Origin of the sequence: Nocardia arizonensis (assembly GCF_001310275.1) — a bacterium.
GTDB lineage: Bacteria > Actinomycetota > Actinomycetes > Mycobacteriales > Mycobacteriaceae > Nocardia > Nocardia arizonensis.
In genome coordinates this window covers 119,426-134,579 of sequence record NZ_LGYZ01000129.1, presented here as the reverse complement: position 1 = coordinate 134,579, position 15,154 = coordinate 119,426, and the positions used below count along the sequence as shown (strand labels likewise).

Annotated in this window: 13 protein-coding genes and 1 pseudogene; 8 read left to right on the top strand and 6 right to left on the bottom strand. The window is 67.9% G+C overall.

Going from position 1 to position 15,154, the window contains the following annotated elements; all coding sequences use genetic code 11:
• Positions 1 to 43: 43 nt before the first annotated feature.
• From APZ21_RS29465 to APZ21_RS29445, 5 genes are all read left to right on the top strand, one after another.
• Positions 44 to 964, top strand: coding sequence for an aminodeoxychorismate lyase (locus tag APZ21_RS29465; protein WP_054816531.1), 921 nt, complete (start codon positions 44 to 46; stop codon positions 962 to 964).
• 209 nt (positions 965 to 1,173) lie between these two features.
• Positions 1,174 to 2,667, top strand: a complete 1,494-nt coding sequence (locus tag APZ21_RS29460; protein WP_054816530.1) for a cytochrome ubiquinol oxidase subunit I — start codon at positions 1,174 to 1,176, stop codon at positions 2,665 to 2,667.
• Positions 2,668 to 2,676: 9 nt separating this feature from the next.
• On the top strand, positions 2,677 to 3,708 hold the full coding sequence (gene cydB / locus APZ21_RS29455; protein ID WP_054816529.1) for a cytochrome d ubiquinol oxidase subunit II: 1,032 nt from the start codon (positions 2,677 to 2,679) through the stop codon (positions 3,706 to 3,708).
• A 5-nt stretch (positions 3,709 to 3,713) separates the two neighbouring features.
• The gene (gene cydD / locus APZ21_RS29450) at positions 3,714 to 5,480 is read left to right on the top strand and encodes a thiol reductant ABC exporter subunit CydD (RefSeq protein WP_054816528.1); all 1,767 of its coding nucleotides are present in this window, start codon (positions 3,714 to 3,716) and stop codon (positions 5,478 to 5,480) included.
• Positions 5,481 to 5,685: 205 nt separating this feature from the next.
• Positions 5,686 to 7,386: a thiol reductant ABC exporter subunit CydC gene (locus tag APZ21_RS29445; protein ID WP_082393565.1), complete on the top strand. Its 1,701-nt coding sequence runs from the start codon at positions 5,686 to 5,688 to the stop codon at positions 7,384 to 7,386.
• Between the two features lie 323 nt (positions 7,387 to 7,709).
• Here APZ21_RS29445 and APZ21_RS29440 read toward each other — a convergent pair whose 3' ends face one another.
• The 6 genes from APZ21_RS29440 to APZ21_RS29415 form a co-directional block, all read right to left on the bottom strand.
• Complete coding sequence (locus tag APZ21_RS29440; RefSeq protein WP_054816527.1) at positions 7,710 to 8,408, bottom strand: heme-binding beta-barrel domain-containing protein; 699 nt, start codon at positions 8,406 to 8,408, stop codon at positions 7,710 to 7,712.
• 181 nt (positions 8,409 to 8,589) lie between these two features.
• Positions 8,590 to 8,895 (bottom strand): DUF1416 domain-containing protein, encoded by a 306-nt coding sequence (locus APZ21_RS29435; RefSeq protein ID WP_054816526.1) that lies wholly within the window; start codon positions 8,893 to 8,895, stop codon positions 8,590 to 8,592.
• A gap of 4 nt (positions 8,896 to 8,899) precedes the next feature.
• Positions 8,900 to 9,733, bottom strand: coding sequence for a sulfurtransferase (locus APZ21_RS29430; RefSeq protein WP_054816525.1), 834 nt, complete (start codon positions 9,731 to 9,733; stop codon positions 8,900 to 8,902).
• A 35-nt stretch (positions 9,734 to 9,768) separates the two neighbouring features.
• Positions 9,769 to 10,257 carry a DUF4395 domain-containing protein gene (locus tag APZ21_RS29425; protein ID WP_054816524.1) on the bottom strand — a complete coding sequence of 163 codons (489 nt, stop codon included), beginning with the start codon at positions 10,255 to 10,257 and terminating at the stop codon, positions 9,769 to 9,771.
• Between the two features lie 275 nt (positions 10,258 to 10,532).
• Positions 10,533 to 10,979, bottom strand: a complete 447-nt coding sequence (locus APZ21_RS29420; protein WP_054816523.1) for a TlpA family protein disulfide reductase — start codon at positions 10,977 to 10,979, stop codon at positions 10,533 to 10,535.
• Positions 10,976 to 11,794 (bottom strand): LmeA family phospholipid-binding protein, encoded by an 819-nt coding sequence (locus APZ21_RS29415; protein WP_054816522.1) that lies wholly within the window; start codon positions 11,792 to 11,794, stop codon positions 10,976 to 10,978. Before APZ21_RS29415 ends, APZ21_RS29420 begins: the two co-directional genes overlap by 4 nt.
• Positions 11,795 to 11,935: 141 nt before the next feature.
• Here APZ21_RS29415 and APZ21_RS29410 point away from each other — a divergent pair.
• The 3 genes and pseudogenes from APZ21_RS29410 to pstS form a co-directional block, all read left to right on the top strand.
• Positions 11,936 to 12,568, top strand: a pseudogene (locus tag APZ21_RS29410) (winged helix-turn-helix transcriptional regulator); the annotation flags it as partial.
• Positions 12,569 to 12,861: 293 nt separating this feature from the next.
• Positions 12,862 to 13,803 carry a mycothiol synthase gene (gene mshD, locus APZ21_RS29405; protein ID WP_054816678.1) on the top strand — a complete coding sequence of 314 codons (942 nt, stop codon included), beginning with the start codon at positions 12,862 to 12,864 and terminating at the stop codon, positions 13,801 to 13,803.
• Between the two features lie 230 nt (positions 13,804 to 14,033).
• On the top strand, positions 14,034 to 15,146 hold the full coding sequence (pstS, locus tag APZ21_RS29400; RefSeq protein ID WP_054816520.1) for a phosphate ABC transporter substrate-binding protein PstS: 1,113 nt from the start codon (positions 14,034 to 14,036) through the stop codon (positions 15,144 to 15,146).
• Positions 15,147 to 15,154 lie beyond the last annotated feature (8 nt).

Below are 15,154 nucleotides of genomic sequence, written 5' to 3'. Positions count from 1 at the left end.
CGGCTTGGGCACGCGCCGGGGCCGACTGGCCTACGCTCGACGCATGGTAGATCGAGTTCTTGTGACGCTCGACGGTGCGGTCCGAGATGCGGACGCGCCGTTGCTGTTTGCCGACGATATCGGAGTGCTGCGCGGTGATGGCGTATTCGAGACATTGCTGGTGCGCAATGGCGCCGCGTGTGCGGTCGAATACCACCTAGGGAGGTTACGGCGTTCGGCTCAGGCACTCGAATTGCCGGAACCCGAACTGGGGCGCTGGCGCACGGCGATCGAGGCGGCGGCCAAGGAGTGGGGTGACGAGAGCGAAGCCATGATGCGCCTCGTGCTCACCCGCGGCCGCGAGTCGGAATTCTCGGGTGCGCCGTCGAGCGTGAAATCCGGGGATCTGGCCGCCGCGGTGCCGGTGCCCACCTGCTACGTCCTCGTGCTTCCGGTGCCGGAGCGGGTCGCGCGGGCCAGGACCGAGGGCATCAAGGTGGTGAGTCTGTCGCGCGGTATCTCGATCGATCTGGCCCAGGCCGCGCCCTGGCAGTTGCTCGGCGCGAAAACCCTGTCCTACGCGACGAATATGGCCGCGCTGCGGTTCGCGCACCGGATGGGCGCCGACGACGTGATCTTCACCAGCACCGAGAACCGGGTGCTCGAGGGGCCGCGTTCGACGGTGGTGATCGCCAGGGACAAGACGCTCATCACCCCGCCCGCCAAGAACGGCGTGCTGCCGGGCGTCACCCAGCGGGCGCTCTTCATCGAGGCGGAGAAGGCCGGCTGGGAATGCAAGTACGACCAGTTGTTCACTGCGGATTTGCTCACCTGCGACAGCATTTGGCTGCTGTCGAGTATCACCCTGGCCGCCCGGGTCAATTCGCTCGACGGGCTGCGGATGATGGCTCCCGATAACGCCGAGGAGATCATCGCGCTGGTGGACAAGGGAGTCGAGCGGGCGGGGGCTATCGGCGACTGGTGAGTTCGCGCGGTGCGGCCGGCCCCGATTCGGGGTGGAAACGGGGCTCACGCATCGCATCGGAGGCGACACAGCTAATTGATGGCATGTCGTGTCCTAGAGCACGTTTTTCGTGGTACCGGCCGGGCGTACGCTTTACTACGACACGTCGTAGATCGCTGGAGGCTGGTTATGAGCGAACGCAGTGGGCCGAGCCGCGGTGAGGGGGACGCATGAGCGTTCTCGACCTATCCCGTTGGCAGTTCGGCATAACGACCGTCTACCACTTCATCTTCGTTCCGCTGACCATCGGGCTCGCACCCCTGGTCGCGGGTATGCAGACCGCGTGGGTCGTCACCGGTAAAGACCACTGGTACCGGCTCACGAAATTCTTCGGCAAACTCTTTCTGATCAATTTCGCGCTCGGCGTCGCCACCGGGATCGTGCAGGAATTCCAGTTCGGCATGAACTGGAGTGAATACTCCCGTTTCGTCGGCGACGTCTTCGGCGCGCCGCTCGCCCTCGAGGCTCTGGTCGCCTTCTTCCTGGAATCCACCTTCCTCGGACTGTGGATATTCGGCTGGAGCCGACTGCCGAAACTGCTGCATCTCGGCACCATCTGGCTGGTCGCCATCGGCGTCAACGCCAGCGCCTACTTCATCGTGGCCGCCAACTCGTTCATGCAGCATCCGGTGGGCGCGCGCTACAACCCCGAACGCGGGCGCGCCGAACTCACCAGCATCTGGGAAGTGCTCACCAACAACACGACACTGGCGGCGTTCCCGCACGTGGTGGCAGGCGCCTTCCTCACCGCGGGCACCTTCGTCGCGGGCATTTGCGGCTGGTGGATGGTACGCAATGCCCGCAGCGGCGACGAGGCCCGCATGGTCGAGGCGCGCACGATGTGGCGCGCGGGCGGCCGGGCCGGCATGTGGGTGATCCTGGTCGCGGGCGTCGCGCTGTTCTTCACCGGCGACATCCAGGGCAAACTCATGTTCCAGCAGCAGCCCATGAAGATGGCTTCGGCGGAGTCGCTGTGCCACACGCAGACCGATCCGGACTTCTCCGTCCTCACCGTGGGCACGCACAACAATTGCGACAGCGTCACCCACGTCATCGAGGTGCCCTATGTCCTGCCGTATCTGGCGGAAGGGAAATTCAGCGGAGTCACCCTCGACGGCGTCCAGGATCTGCAACGGGCGTATATCGAGAAATTCGGACCCGGCGACTACCGGCCGAACCTGTTCGTGACCTATTGGTCCTTCCGCGCCATGATCGGCCTGTCCGCCGGATCGATCCTGCTGTGGCTCGTCGGCATGTGGATGACCAGGGGCGGGCGCGTCACCGACAGACGGTGGTACTCGTGGCTGTGCCTGCTCGCCATACCGACGCCGTTCCTCGCCAACAGCGCGGGCTGGGTCTTCACCGAAATGGGCCGCCAGCCCTGGGTGGTCGCGCCGAATCCCACCGGCGACCAGAGCCTGCGACTCACCGTGCAGCAGGGTGTTTCCGATCACGTCGCGGGCACCGTCATCGCCTCGCTGGTGGTGTTCACGCTGCTCTACGGCGCGCTCGCGGTGGTGTGGTTCTACCTCATGCGGCGCTACGTGATCGCCGGGCCGGAGGAGCCGCCGAGCCCGCCGAAGCCGGGCGGGCCGGACGACGGCACGCCGGGGCGGCATCGCGCCGAAGAACCCGCGGTCGAACAACTCTCCTTCGCTTACTAGGAGCCGACGATGAATCTGCAAGAGTTCTGGTTTCTGCTCATCGGCGTCCTGTTCACCGGCTACTTCGTGCTGGAGGGATTCGATTTCGGCGTCGGCATGCTCATGCCCGTACTCGGCAGGGGCAGCGACACCCGCAGGCGCGTGGTGCTCAACACCATCGGACCGGTGTGGGACGGCAACGAGGTGTGGCTGCTGACCGCGGGCGGTGCCATGTTCGCGGCCTTTCCCGAGTGGTACGCGAGCCTGTTCTCCGGGTTCTACATCGCGCTGCTGCTCGTGTTGGTCGCATTGATCCTGCGTATCTGCGCCATCGAGTACCGCAGCAAGATCGACGACCCGCGCTGGCGGGCCTGGTGCGACGCAGGCATCGGAATCGGTTCCTGGATACCGGCATTGGCCTGGGGATGGGTGTTCGGCAATGTCGTGCACGGTGTTCCGCTCGAGGCCGACAAGAACATCGGCGGCTCGATCGGCGACCTGTTCGGTCCGTACGCGCTGCTCGGCGGACTGACCACCGGCCTGCTGTTCGCGCTGCACGGCGCGATCTTCCTCGCCCTCAAGACCGGCGGCGAGGTGCGCGCCGACTCGGTGCGCATCGCGCGGCTGCTGCTGGCGCCGACCGCGGTGGTGGTGGCCGCGTTCGGCATCTGGACCCAGCTCGCCCACGGCGTCGGTTGGACGTGGATTGCCTTGGCGGTCGCGGTGATCGGATTGGTGCTCGCGGGCGCGGGGGTGCTCGTCGACCGGGACGGCTCGGCCTTCGCCGGCACCACCATGACCATCGCCGCGGCGACGGTGCTGCTGTTCGGGTCGCTGTTCCCGAATGTGTTGCCCTCCAGCATCAATGACGCCTTCAGTCTCACGGTGGACAACGCGTCCTCGACCCCGTACACGCTGAAGGTCATGAGCTGGGCGGCGGTCATCGTCACTCCCGTGGTGCTCGGCTACCAGGGCTGGACGTACTGGGTGTTCCGCAAACGCCTGACGGTGGAACAGATTCCGGCGCCGATCGGCCTGCCGCTCCGGCCCGTGAAGGACTGATACGCATGGCACGTCCGCCCGTCGACCCGCGCTTGTGGAAATACGCGCGCTCGACGCGCCGGTACCTGGCGCTGAGTGTCGGCCTGTCCGTGGTCGTCACGGTGTGCATCGTGGTCACCGGGGTCACGCTGGCCCGCGTGCTCGCCGGGGTGATCACCGATCCCGCGCGGCGCTCGGTAGGCGGGTGGACGGCCGAGATCGCGCTGGCGGCCTGCGCGATCGGCGTGCGGGTCCTCGCCGCCTGGTGGCAGTCACGACTGGCGCACCGCGCGGGCGCCGACGCGGTGACCGAACTGGAGACCGCGGCACTCGTCACCGGCGCGCGACTCCCGCCGCGCGAACTCGACACCCGCCGAACCGAACTCGCGATCGTCATCGGTTCCGGGCTGCACGGACTGCGCGCATACCTCGCCGGATACCTGCCCGCGCTGATACTGGCCTGTCTGGTCCCGCCGATCGTGCTGATCGTCATCGCCGCGCACGATCCGATCTCGGGCGTTATCGCCGTGGTGACCCTGCCGCTCATCCCGGTCTTCATGGTCCTCATCGGCCTGCTCACCCACGGCAGGGCAGCCGCAACCCTGACCGCCGCCACCCGCCTGTCCGACCAGCTCCTCGACCTGTTCGCGGGCATGCCGACCCTGCGCGCCCTCGGCCGCGAGACCTCGGACCATTCGCGCACCATGGCGCCCCGAGTCCGCGCCCTCGGCGAGGCCCTGCGCGTCCGCACCATGCGCGCGCTGCGCGTGGCGTTCCTATCCTCGATGGTCCTGGAACTGCTCGCCACCCTCAGCGTCGCGCTCATCGCCGTCTCCATCGGCCTGCGGCTGGTCTACGGCGGTATGAGCCTCTACGCCGGACTCGTGGCCCTCATCCTCGCCCCCGAGGTCTATCTGCCGTTGCGCACGGTGGGCGAGCGCTTCCACGCCGCCCAGGACGGCATCGCCGCCGCCGAGCGGGCCTTCGCGGTACTCGATCCGCAGGAGGGTGCGTCGGCTCGCGCGGGTTCGGTGACGGTGCGGACCGCAGGCGTCGCCGGTGCGGTCTCGGCCGCCGGCAACGCGGTCGTGGCGACGGGCGACGGGAATCCCGACGCGGCGAGCGAAGCCGAATCCAGTGCGCTGGTGGTGATTCACGGTCTGTGCGTCGACACCCGCGGCGCACGGGCTCCGGCGAATCTGTCCGCGGTGCTGCGGCCCGGCGCGGTCACGGTTCTCGCGGGGCCGAACGGCAGCGGTAAATCGACTGCACTGCAAGCGATTCTGGGGCTCGTGAAACCGGACAGCGGTTCGGTCACGGTGAACGGCGTCGACGTGCGCGAACTCGACTCCGAGGTGTGGTGGTCGCGGGTGGCCTGGCTGCCGCAGCGGCCCGTCGTTGTGCCGGGCACCCTGCGCGAGAACCTCGAACTCTTCGGCGCGGCCGGTGTTCGCGACGGACTCGAAGCAGCCTGCGCGGCAACCGGATTCGATACCGTTCTGGCCCGACTACCGGACCGCTGGGACACCGTCGTAGGCATGGGTGGCCTCGGTCTGTCCCTCGGGCAACGCCAACGCCTGGCCCTGACCCGAGTCCTCGCCGCCGACCGCCCCGTCCTGCTCCTCGACGAACCCACCGCCCACCTCGACCCCGACAGCGAAGCCACGGTCCTCACCGCCCTGCGCACTCGCGCCGCCCGGGGAGCGACGGTCATAGTGGTAGGTCACCGCCCCACCGTCATCGCCGCCGCCGACCACATCGTGCCGGTCCGGGCGATGGCCGAGGTCGGGTGAGGTCATGAGCGGCCGGAATGTCCTCGACACCTCAGCCGCGTCGACAGCGTCCGACTCGGCGAACACCGGGTCGGTCGAGGTGGCCGATAGCGCGCCGACCAGCGATCCCGTGAGGACCACGCGCCGGCGCGATCGCGCCGACCAGCCCGCGAAGGATCCCCGCGAACACGGCAGGGACAAATCGCTGATCGGCGACCTCCGGGGTATGTGGCGACTGCTCGAGCTGTCACCGTGGCGGGTCGCGGTCGCCGTCGCCTGGGGCACGGTCGCTCTTGGCAGCGCGCTCGGGCTGGCCGCACTCTCGGCGTGGTTGATCGCGCGGGCGTGGGAGATGCCGCCGGTACTCGATCTGAGCGTGGCCGTGGTCGCGGTGCGCGCCTTGGGCATCTCGCGCGGTCTGGCCCGCTACCTGGAACGCCTCGCCACCCACGATGTCGCCTTGCGGTCGATGACCATCGCCCGAACGACGGTGTACCGGGCACTGGCCGGGTCCGACATCTGGCTGCGTCGGCGCACCTCGAAAACGACTGGCGCGCAGTCGAACCGGGATGCGCCCGGTGTAGAGGGCGTGCGTGCCGATCGCGTTGTCCCGGCCGACCGAGAAATCACGGTGGCCGCCGACCGATACGCGGACCGCGGAGGCGAGTCGAACGAGCGCGAACCGGAAGTGCGGCGCGGGGATCTGTTGGTCCGGGTCGGTGGCGATATCGATGATCTCGGTGCGGTGGTGGTCCGTGTCCTCGTACCGGTCGCGGTCGCGCTGGTCCTGTCGGCGGCCGCGGTGGGGCTGTTGGCGACCATCTCGCCCGCCGCGGCGGGGATTCTGGCGGTGGCATTGCTGGTCACCGGTGCGGTGGCCCCGTGGTTGTCGGCGCGGGCGGCCCGGGATGCCGAGATCGCGGTGCGTACCGATCGCGCGGAGTTCACCGCCCGCGCTCTCACCGTCCTCGACCACGCGGCCGAGTTGCGGGTCGCGGGCAGACTGGACGGGGCCGTTCGGTCGGCGGGCGAGGCCGGTCGGCGGGCGGTCGCAGCCGAGGACGCCGCGGCGTCGCGCAGCGCCTTGGCCGTCGCCATGACTCCCGCCTCGGTGGGGATCAGTGTCCTGGCGGCGCTGCTCATCGGCGTCACCGCGTACGGCGGCACGCCCGTGGCCATGACCCCGATGGCGCTGACCATCCTCGTCCTGCTCCCGCTGTCGGCCTTCGAAGCGGTGGGTCCGCTGCCCGTCGCGGCCCAGACCTTGACCACCGCCCGCGCCGCGTACCACCGACTGGTCGATCTCGATGCCGACCGCCCGAAGGCCGATAGCGACCCACTGCCGTCGACCTTCCCGGACCGCCCGTCGGGTAAGCGGATCGCGGTCGTCGGCCCGAGCGGCGCGGGCAAGACCACCCTGCTCATGCACTGGGCGGGACTGTTCACGACTCGGCATCCCGAAGTCACCTTCTTCGCCGAGGACGCCCACCTCTTCGGCACCACCGTCCTCGAGAACCTGCGCGTCGCCCGCGGAGACCTGACCGAAGCGGAAGCGGAGAAGGCGCTGCGCGCGGTCGGCCTCGGCGAGTGGCTCGACACCCTCCCGAACGGCGTCGACACCGACCTCGTCGGCGGCGCCGCGGCGGTCTCCGGCGGTCAACGCCGCCGCATCCTGCTCGCGCGCGCCCTCGTGAGCCCCGCTCGCGTCCTCCTGCTGGACGAACCAACCGAACACATGGAGGCCGAAGCGGGCGCCCGCCTCCTGCGCGACCTACTCGACCCGGCGAGCGGTCTGGTCGACCCGGACCGCACCGTGGTCGTCGTCACCCACCAACTCCCGGCCGATCACCGCGCCGACCAAGTCGTCCACCTCGACGTTGCCGGAAGGGTCACCATCGGCGACCGCCGGATTCCGCCTCCCGAATAATCCGTTGCACGCCCCCGACACCTTCGCTACCTTCGTCCATACACAGGAAGGAGGTGGTTCGAAGAATGGTAGATCAACGGACACGTGAGGTGGCTGTCCGCTAGCGCCACCGCTGTAGGTGGATTCCATCCGCGCGAGCGCTGGTGAATCCAAAACAGCCACCCGGCCCCCGAGCCCCCGGTCTTGTCCGACCGGGACCCGTGCAGGTTATCCACCGCACCGGTATGGCTCGGGGGCCGTTCCGTATGGGCGATATGTGCGAATGCCGATCGATGGAAGCGGAAGCGGCGGCGCCTGACCCCGTCCGAGGCCAGGCGAACAGCTCAGCCGATGTAGCGTCGGAGGCGGGCGGAGAGGCGGGGTTCGAGTGGGCCGTCGGCTACCACTCGTTCCTCGACGTAGGCCAGGTCGCCGCCTTCGACGATCCCGTAGAGGCGTTTGGCGCCGCCGACGACGATGCCGGACTGGGAGCGGATGACAACGTCGGTCGCCAGTTCCCAGGAGGACTGGGTGAGTGCGGTGCCGTAGAAGAGTTCGACGATGCCGGTGCTGTGGGTGAGCAGCAGTTCGATGACCTCGTCGTCGCCGTCGACGCCGACCCGCCAGAAACCGCTCTCGCGCAGGTCCGGGCCGCCGTAGGAGCCGTCCGCCTCGATGACCCAGGAACGGGAGTCCCAGGCCAGGAAGTCGCCGCCGTCGTGTGAGACGACGATCTGCTGGCCGAAGCGGTAGTCACCGCGGTCGGGAGCATTGCCTTCGCCCTCGCCGCGCCACACGCCGACCATCGGCAGCAGTGCGAGCATGGAAGAACTCAGATCCGGCCCGAGCCGCAGATTGGCGGTGTCCTCGGGCAGCGGAAGATCCGGCAGGACCGGAATATTGCGGATGCCGGTCGATTTCGCCCGTTCGGCCGCCTCGGCTACCGCTTCGTCGCCACTGCGACGCGCGGGATGCCCGTTGCCGTTCATGTGTTCACTCGCTCGCTCGGCCGGATCGGAACCTTCGCTCGCGAGATCGCTCATGATTCGGTGAAAAGCCGGTAGAAGACGTACAGCCCGAACCACCCGATGAGGATGGCGACGGCCACCAGCAGAATCTCGAAGAAGAGGACCACATTCGGAGTCTAACCACTCGCACCGCATCCGACACAACGGCCCCGGCGCCACCCGTTCGGGAGGCGTCGGGGCCGTTGCGGTCCGCGGCCTATTTGGCGACCGCGACGTCCACGCTGTGGATGCCCGCGCCCTCGGGACGGACCTCGGCGGAGCCGTTGCCCGAGGAGGACAGCGCGCGCACGGTCCACGCGCCCGGAGCGGCGAAGAAACGGAAATCACCGGTGCCGGAGGCGACTACCTCGGCGGTGAAGTCGCCGTTACCGTCGAGCAGGCGCACGAAGGCGCCGCCGACCGGTTGGCCGTCGGTGCTCAGGACACGGCCGGTGATGACCGTCTCCTTTTCCACATCGACGCCCGCGGGAATGGCCTGACCCTGCGTAGGTGCTGCGCACATGTGATTACTCTCCCAACTCGATCGGTGCACCGACGAGCGAGCCGTATTCGGTCCAGCTGCCGTCGTAGTTCTTGACATTCTGATGGCCGAGCAGTTCCTGCAGCACGAACCAGGTGTGCGACGAACGCTCACCGATCCGGCAGTAGGCGATGGTGTCCTTCTCCCCGTCCAGGCCCGCGTCCTTGTAGATCTCGGTCAGCTCGGCGTCGGACTTGAAGGTGCCGTCCTCGTTCGCGGCCTTGCTCCACGGCACGTTGATGGCGCCGGGGATGTGGCCGGGACGCTGGCTCTGCTCCTGCGGCAGGTGCGCGGGGGCGAGGATCTTGCCGGAGAACTCGTCGGGCGAACGCACGTCGACCAGGTTCTTGGTGCCGATGGCGGCGATGACCTCGTCGCGGAAGGCGCGAATGGACAGGTCGGGGGCGGCGGCCTTGTACTGGGCGGCCGGGCGGTTCACGGGCTCGGTGGACAGCGGGCGCCCGTCGAGCTCCCACTTCTTGCGGCCGCCGTCGAGCAGTTTGACGTTGTTGTGGCCGTACAGCTTGAAGTACCAGTACGCGTAGGCCGCGAACCAGTTGTTGTTGCCGCCGTAGAGCACGACCTCGTCGTCGTTGGAGATGCCGCGCGCCGAGAGCAGGTCGGAGAACTGCTCCTGATTCACGAAGTCGCGGCGAACCTGATCCTGCAGGTCCTTTTTCCAGTCGAGCCGGACGGCGCCCTCGATATGTCCATTGTCGTAGGCAGAGGTGTCCTCGTCGACCTCGACGAACACTACGCCGGGGGCGTTGAGGTTCTCTTCGGCCCAGTCGACGGAGACCAGGACATCGGAGCGAGCCATGTTGTTCCTTTCGGGGTGGTGACTTGCAGGAGAGATCAGTTCGGTGCTGGAACCTCGACCGGTTCGACCCGGCGCAGGCGGGTCACCAGCGGATAGATCCGGCAACCAAGGCAGATCCCGAACGCCGCGTTCAGGAACGCCGCGAACAGGGCGAAGCCGGCGAAGACCCCGCCGACCACGGTGGAGCCTGCCAGGAATCCCAGCAGGCCGACGGCGCTGAAGACCAGGCCGAGCAATTGGGCGAACCGCAGCGGCGTCGCCGGTTCGGTTTCGACGGTTGGGCCGAGCCGTGGCGCGACGAGCACGGCGAAGATCCGCCCGTATGGGTGCCGGCGCGGTCCGAGGGCCGCGCCGACGGCGAAGACGACGGCCTGGACTGCGATCAGCACGGCCGCGAGGGCGGGCGAGAAGGCCGCGACCAACAGGACGAGCACAAGGACCGCGGTGGTGACCCAGGCGGCGAAGCGGGGGCCGCGCACATCGACGCGGTCGGGATCGGTGACGGTGGGGGAATGTGACGACATCGGGGTACTCCTGCGCTGAAACATCTCGGAAGGCGGGATATTCGCCGATTCACCGGGGGATCGCGGATCACTCGCGCGGTGAATGGGGTCGGGCGTCAGGAAACGGACGGCCGACCGGTCAGCGGCACAGGCAGCAACAACCGCCGAGTCGACACAGGTCAACTGTGCGACGTCGGGTGAGCATCAGCTCGTGGTCGGATTGCACGTCGAGCAGTTTACCCAATTCCGCAGGGGAATTGGACCCCGGGGTCGGGGACGGACCCGATCGGTCGATGTCAGGCCGGATTCCGGGCCGTCAAGGGGGCCAGCGCGCTGCGCAGATCGCCCGCCTTGGGCACGCCGGAGATACGGAAGCGCTCGCGACCCTCGGCGTCGAAGACGAACGTGGTGGGCAGTGACAGGACGTTGAGCGCGCGCGCCAGCATCGGATCGTCGTCGATATCGATCTCGATATCGCGCGGCGGCAGCGAGGCGTCGGCCAGATCCTCGGCGACTCCCGCGACCACCCGCCGCACGGCCGCGCAGGGACCGCACCAGTCGGCGGAGAAGTGCAGCACCGCCGGCACCGATCCGGTGACACCGGCCGCGGCGAGCAATTGCGCCCGCGTCGAGGCATCGTCGGGCCTTTCGGTGGCCCGCACCGCGCCCTCGCGGCTCCGTATCGCCAGGCCGATGGCGGTGGCGGCGATAAGCATTACCGCCAGAATTGTGAGTTGAATCATGGTCTCTGCAATCTGTCCAGATCGATCGTCACGTTCTCGCCCTTTCCCTCGACGTGGATCTGGCCGCCGAGGGCGAACACTTTGGTCGGCTTGATGCCGAAGGGCAGTTCCTTCGTATCGATGATGCGGGAGAACATGGCGAGCACCGCCGGGCGGTCGGCTTCGGGCACCTCGGCCGTGCTCGGTGGCAACTCGGGGCCCGCGCCGCGATAGAAGCCGGTCGCGGTGATCTCGACCTGGTCGCCGACCAGCCGCAGTTCCGCCTGCACGCTGACCCGGTCGCCGGACAACCGCGCGTTGTTGCCGCCGGGTTTGGTCACCAGACCGGGCAGTGTGCCGGTGAGGATCAACCCGTCGGCGGTGGTCATCCCCGAGCCGCCGGATCCGCCGGTGCCGTCGGATTTGTCGGCGGGTCGTGAATGCACCTGGAGATCCGGGATATCGAACAGCCTGCCCAGTTCGACCGGTTCGATCACCATCCTGGCGTCCAACTTCTCCACCGGCACCCGGCGCACATTTCCCTCGGACAGATCGCCGAACGGCAGCCGCACGCCCGTCATATTGGCCTCGACGTAGATCTGCCCAGAAATATCCGGCCGGACCACCTGCGCCCGAATGCCGACGCTCTGGTAGCGACTGTCCAGCGCCTGGCTGAGGAAGGGGAATCCGTGGATCGTCACCTCCGGGTCGGCGCTGAGATCGGCGCCGACGCGCAAGGCACGGGACACGCGGTACTCCGAATAGGCCGCGGCGCCGAAATCGATGACGACGGCCAATCCGGCGAGTACCAGTAACCCGATGATCAGCTTGCGCATGCCAGAAACAGTACTTGGCCGCGCATTTCGGCTATCGATGGTCTCGTTCTTGGTTGACAGTTCACCCGGAGGGCGAGGTCATCGGGCATCACGCGCTAATCTTGCATCCGAATTACCTGTGATCAGCGACGTGGCCAAGCAGTGTTGCTGTGTCCTGCGGAGCTACGAGATAGGAGGAGTGCCGTGGAGCTGCTCCTGCTGACCTCCGACCCCGATCCCGAGTCGGTGCTGCCCTCGCTCGCCCTGCTGGCGCACAATGTGCGGCCCGCGCCGACCGAGGTGGCATCGCTGTTGGAGGCGGGCACCGCGGATGTCGCACTGGTCGACGCGCGCACGGATCTGGCCGCCGCCCGCGGACTGTGCAGGCTGTTGGGCAGCACCGGGTCGTCGGTGCCGGTCGTCGCGGTGCTCACCGAGGGCGGTCTGGTCGCCGTGAACGCCGACTGGGGCCTGGACGACATCCTGCTGCCGGGCACCGGCCCGGCCGAACTGGACGCGCGTCTGCGCCTGCTGGTCGGGCGCAACGGCGGCGTGGCGAGTCCGGAGAACACCGGCAAGATCACCCTGGGTGAACTCGTCATCGACGAGGGCACCTACACCGCCCGGTTGCGCGGCCGTCCACTCGACCTGACGTACAAGGAATTCGAACTCCTCAAATATCTCGCCCAGCACGCGGGCCGGGTCTTCACCCGGGCGCAGCTGTTGCAGGAGGTGTGGGGTTACGACTTCTTCGGCGGCACCCGCACCGTCGATGTCCATGTCCGGCGCCTGCGCGCCAAGCTGGGCAGCGAATACGAATCGCTCATCGGCACGGTGCGCAATGTCGGCTACAAGGCGGTGCGTCCCTCCCGTGCCGCGGCAAAGGGCGACTCGGCGCCGTTTCCCGATGGCGAGTCCGCCGAGGGCGACGATTCCCCACTGACGCCCGCCAACGGTTCCGTGCCGTAGCGCGGGGCCACGGCGGTGTCCGGTTCGGCGGCGCGGGAATGCGCACCGCCGCGGCGATGCTGTCGGTAGGTGAATCCGAGGACAGATTCCGGTGCGGCCGGAGACAGGGGCGTGAGGCGATGACGCGGGCGCGATGGTTGCGAGAACTCGACGGCGACACCGCGGACACGGTGCGGGAGCTGCTGTTCCGCGCGCGGACCGCCGACGGTGTCGCGCCGGTCTCCGAGCAGGCCGTCCTCTCGCTGGCCGAACCGGGCGCGGCGCGGCACCTGATCGTGGAAGAAGCTGGCGTCGTCGTCGGCTACGCCAATCTGACCGACCCGCATGACGAGCATCCGGCCATGGCCGAGGTCGCGGTCGACCCGGGCGCGCGGGGCGCGGGCATCGGCACGGAAACGGTGTCGGCGGCGCTGTCGGAGGGCGGTGCGGGCGCGCGGGTGTGGGCGCACGGAAATCTCGGTCCGGCCAAGGCCGTGGCGGCGCGGCTCGGCTTGCTGACCGCGCGCGAATTGTGGCAGATGCGTCGCCCGCTGGCAACACCTGAGCTACCAGAACTTGTCATTCCGGCGGGGCTGTCGCTGCGGACCTACGCGGGCCCGGCAGACGATGCCGAGTTGCTGCGGGTCAACAATGCGGCGTTCGCCTGGCATCCCGAACAGGGCGGTTGGTCCGAACGTGAAATAGCGGCGCGCCGGGCCGAATCATGGTTCGATCCCGACGGGGTGTTCCTGGTCTCGGAGACCGGTGCGCCGGAACATGTTCTCGGGTTCCATTGGACCAAGGTGCACGCCGAGGAACAGACCCCGGTCGGTGAGGTGTACGTGGTGGGTGTCGATCCCGCGGCGCAGGGCCGCGGCCTGGGACGGTTGCTCACCCTGGCGGGTTTGCACCACTTGCGCGAGCGGGGTGCGGCCGAGGTGTTGCTCTACACCGAGGCCGACAACACCGCGGCCGTGCGCACTTACACCCGACTTGGTTTCGCGCCGTCTCATATCGATGTCGCCTACACGATGCCGGCGGGCGTCTCCGGCAACTCCGACCGAATGGGTATCGCATCATAGAAGGTATCCCAGTAAAATCGGAGCAAACCTCACACGAGCTCTGATCAATCGCGCCGGCCTGTTCATTTTCCGTTCACCGAGACTGGTCCAGCTGTCAACCGGGCGACTTTACGTTACTAAGGGGCAGCGCATTTGCTGCCTGGTGCGCAAGTTCCCCGCGAACGGCACCACAGCACCCGCCCGGGCCGGTGAGGGATCGGGCGTGTTCGGACGTGATTCCCGGAGGAATAGTGAAGCTCAAGCGCAGCAGCGCCCTTATCGGAGTGCTGGCCGTTGTAGCCATGCCGCTGGCCGCCTGTGGCAGCGACGACAACTCGTCGACCGGTTCGAGCAACGCCGCCAACAGCAGCGTCGCCTGTGGCGGTAAGAAGTCCCTGAAGGCCAGTGGTTCCTCGGCCCAGAAGAACGCCATGGAGCGCTTCATCGCCGCCTACGAGGCCAACTGCGACGGCTACACGCTGAACTACACCTCGAGCGGTTCCGGCGCGGGTGTCAACGAGTTCATCGGCGGCCAGACCGACTTCGGCGGCTCCGACTCCCCGCTGAGCAGCAAGAAGGAAGAGCCCGCCAAAGCGCAGGAGCGCTGCGGCGCCCCGGCATGGAACCTGCCGACCGTCTTCGGCCCCATCGCCATCACCTACAACATCGACGGCGTGACCGACCTCGTGCTCGACGGCCCGACCGCCGCCAAGGTGTTCAACGGCGCCATCAGCACCTGGGACGCCCCCGAGATCAAGGCACTCAACCCGAGCGCCAAGCTGCCCTCGGAGAAGATCGCCGTGATCTTCCGCTCCGACGAGTCGGGTACCACCGACAACTTCCAGCTCTACCTGGACGCCGCTTCGGCCGGCGCGTGGGGCAAGGGTGCCGGCAAGACCTTCAACGGCGGTGTCGGCGAGGGCGCCAAGGGCAACGAGGGCACCTCGGCCGCGATCAAGAACACCAAGAACTCCATCACCTACAACGAGTGGTCCTTCGCCAAGGCGCAGAACCTGTCGATCGCCCAGATCGTCACCACCGCCTCCAAGACCCCGGTGAAGCTGTCGGTGGATTCGGCGGGCAAGGCCATCAACGGCGTGAAGATCAAGGGTGAGGGCAACGACCTCGTCCTGGACGTCTCCTCGTTCTACACCCCCACCGAGGCGGGCGCGTACCCGATCATCCTGCCGACCTACGAGGTCGTCTGCTCGAAGTACGCCGATCCGGAGACCTCCAAGGCCGTCAAGGCGTTCCTGACCTCGGCGGTCACCAACGGCCAGAAGGGACTCGACGAGGCCGGTTACATCCCGGTTCCCGAGCAGTTCAAGGCTAAGCTGACCACCGCGATCAACGCCATCTCCTGATCGCAGCA

Bases quoted from the DNA above. Each gene is read 5' to 3' on its own strand.
- APZ21_RS29465 (WP_054816531.1), top strand. From the start codon at position 44: ATGGTAGATCGAGTTCTTGTGACGCTCGACGGTGCGGTCCGAGATGCG.
- APZ21_RS29460 (WP_054816530.1), top strand. From the start codon at position 1,174: ATGAGCGTTCTCGACCTATCCCGTTGGCAGTTCGGCATAACGACCGTC.
- cydB (WP_054816529.1), top strand. From the start codon at position 2,677: ATGAATCTGCAAGAGTTCTGGTTTCTGCTCATCGGCGTCCTGTTCACC.
- cydD (WP_054816528.1), top strand. From the start codon at position 3,714: ATGGCACGTCCGCCCGTCGACCCGCGCTTGTGGAAATACGCGCGCTCG.
- APZ21_RS29445 (WP_082393565.1), top strand. From the start codon at position 5,686: ATGTGGCGACTGCTCGAGCTGTCACCGTGGCGGGTCGCGGTCGCCGTC.
- APZ21_RS29440 (WP_054816527.1), bottom strand. From the start codon at position 8,408: ATGAGCGATCTCGCGAGCGAAGGTTCCGATCCGGCCGAGCGAGCGAGT.
- APZ21_RS29435 (WP_054816526.1), bottom strand. From the start codon at position 8,895: ATGTGCGCAGCACCTACGCAGGGTCAGGCCATTCCCGCGGGCGTCGAT.
- APZ21_RS29430 (WP_054816525.1), bottom strand. From the start codon at position 9,733: ATGGCTCGCTCCGATGTCCTGGTCTCCGTCGACTGGGCCGAAGAGAAC.
- APZ21_RS29425 (WP_054816524.1), bottom strand. From the start codon at position 10,257: ATGTCGTCACATTCCCCCACCGTCACCGATCCCGACCGCGTCGATGTG.
- APZ21_RS29420 (WP_054816523.1), bottom strand. From the start codon at position 10,979: ATGATTCAACTCACAATTCTGGCGGTAATGCTTATCGCCGCCACCGCC.
- APZ21_RS29415 (WP_054816522.1), bottom strand. From the start codon at position 11,794: ATGCGCAAGCTGATCATCGGGTTACTGGTACTCGCCGGATTGGCCGTC.
- mshD (WP_054816678.1), top strand. From the start codon at position 12,862: ATGACGCGGGCGCGATGGTTGCGAGAACTCGACGGCGACACCGCGGAC.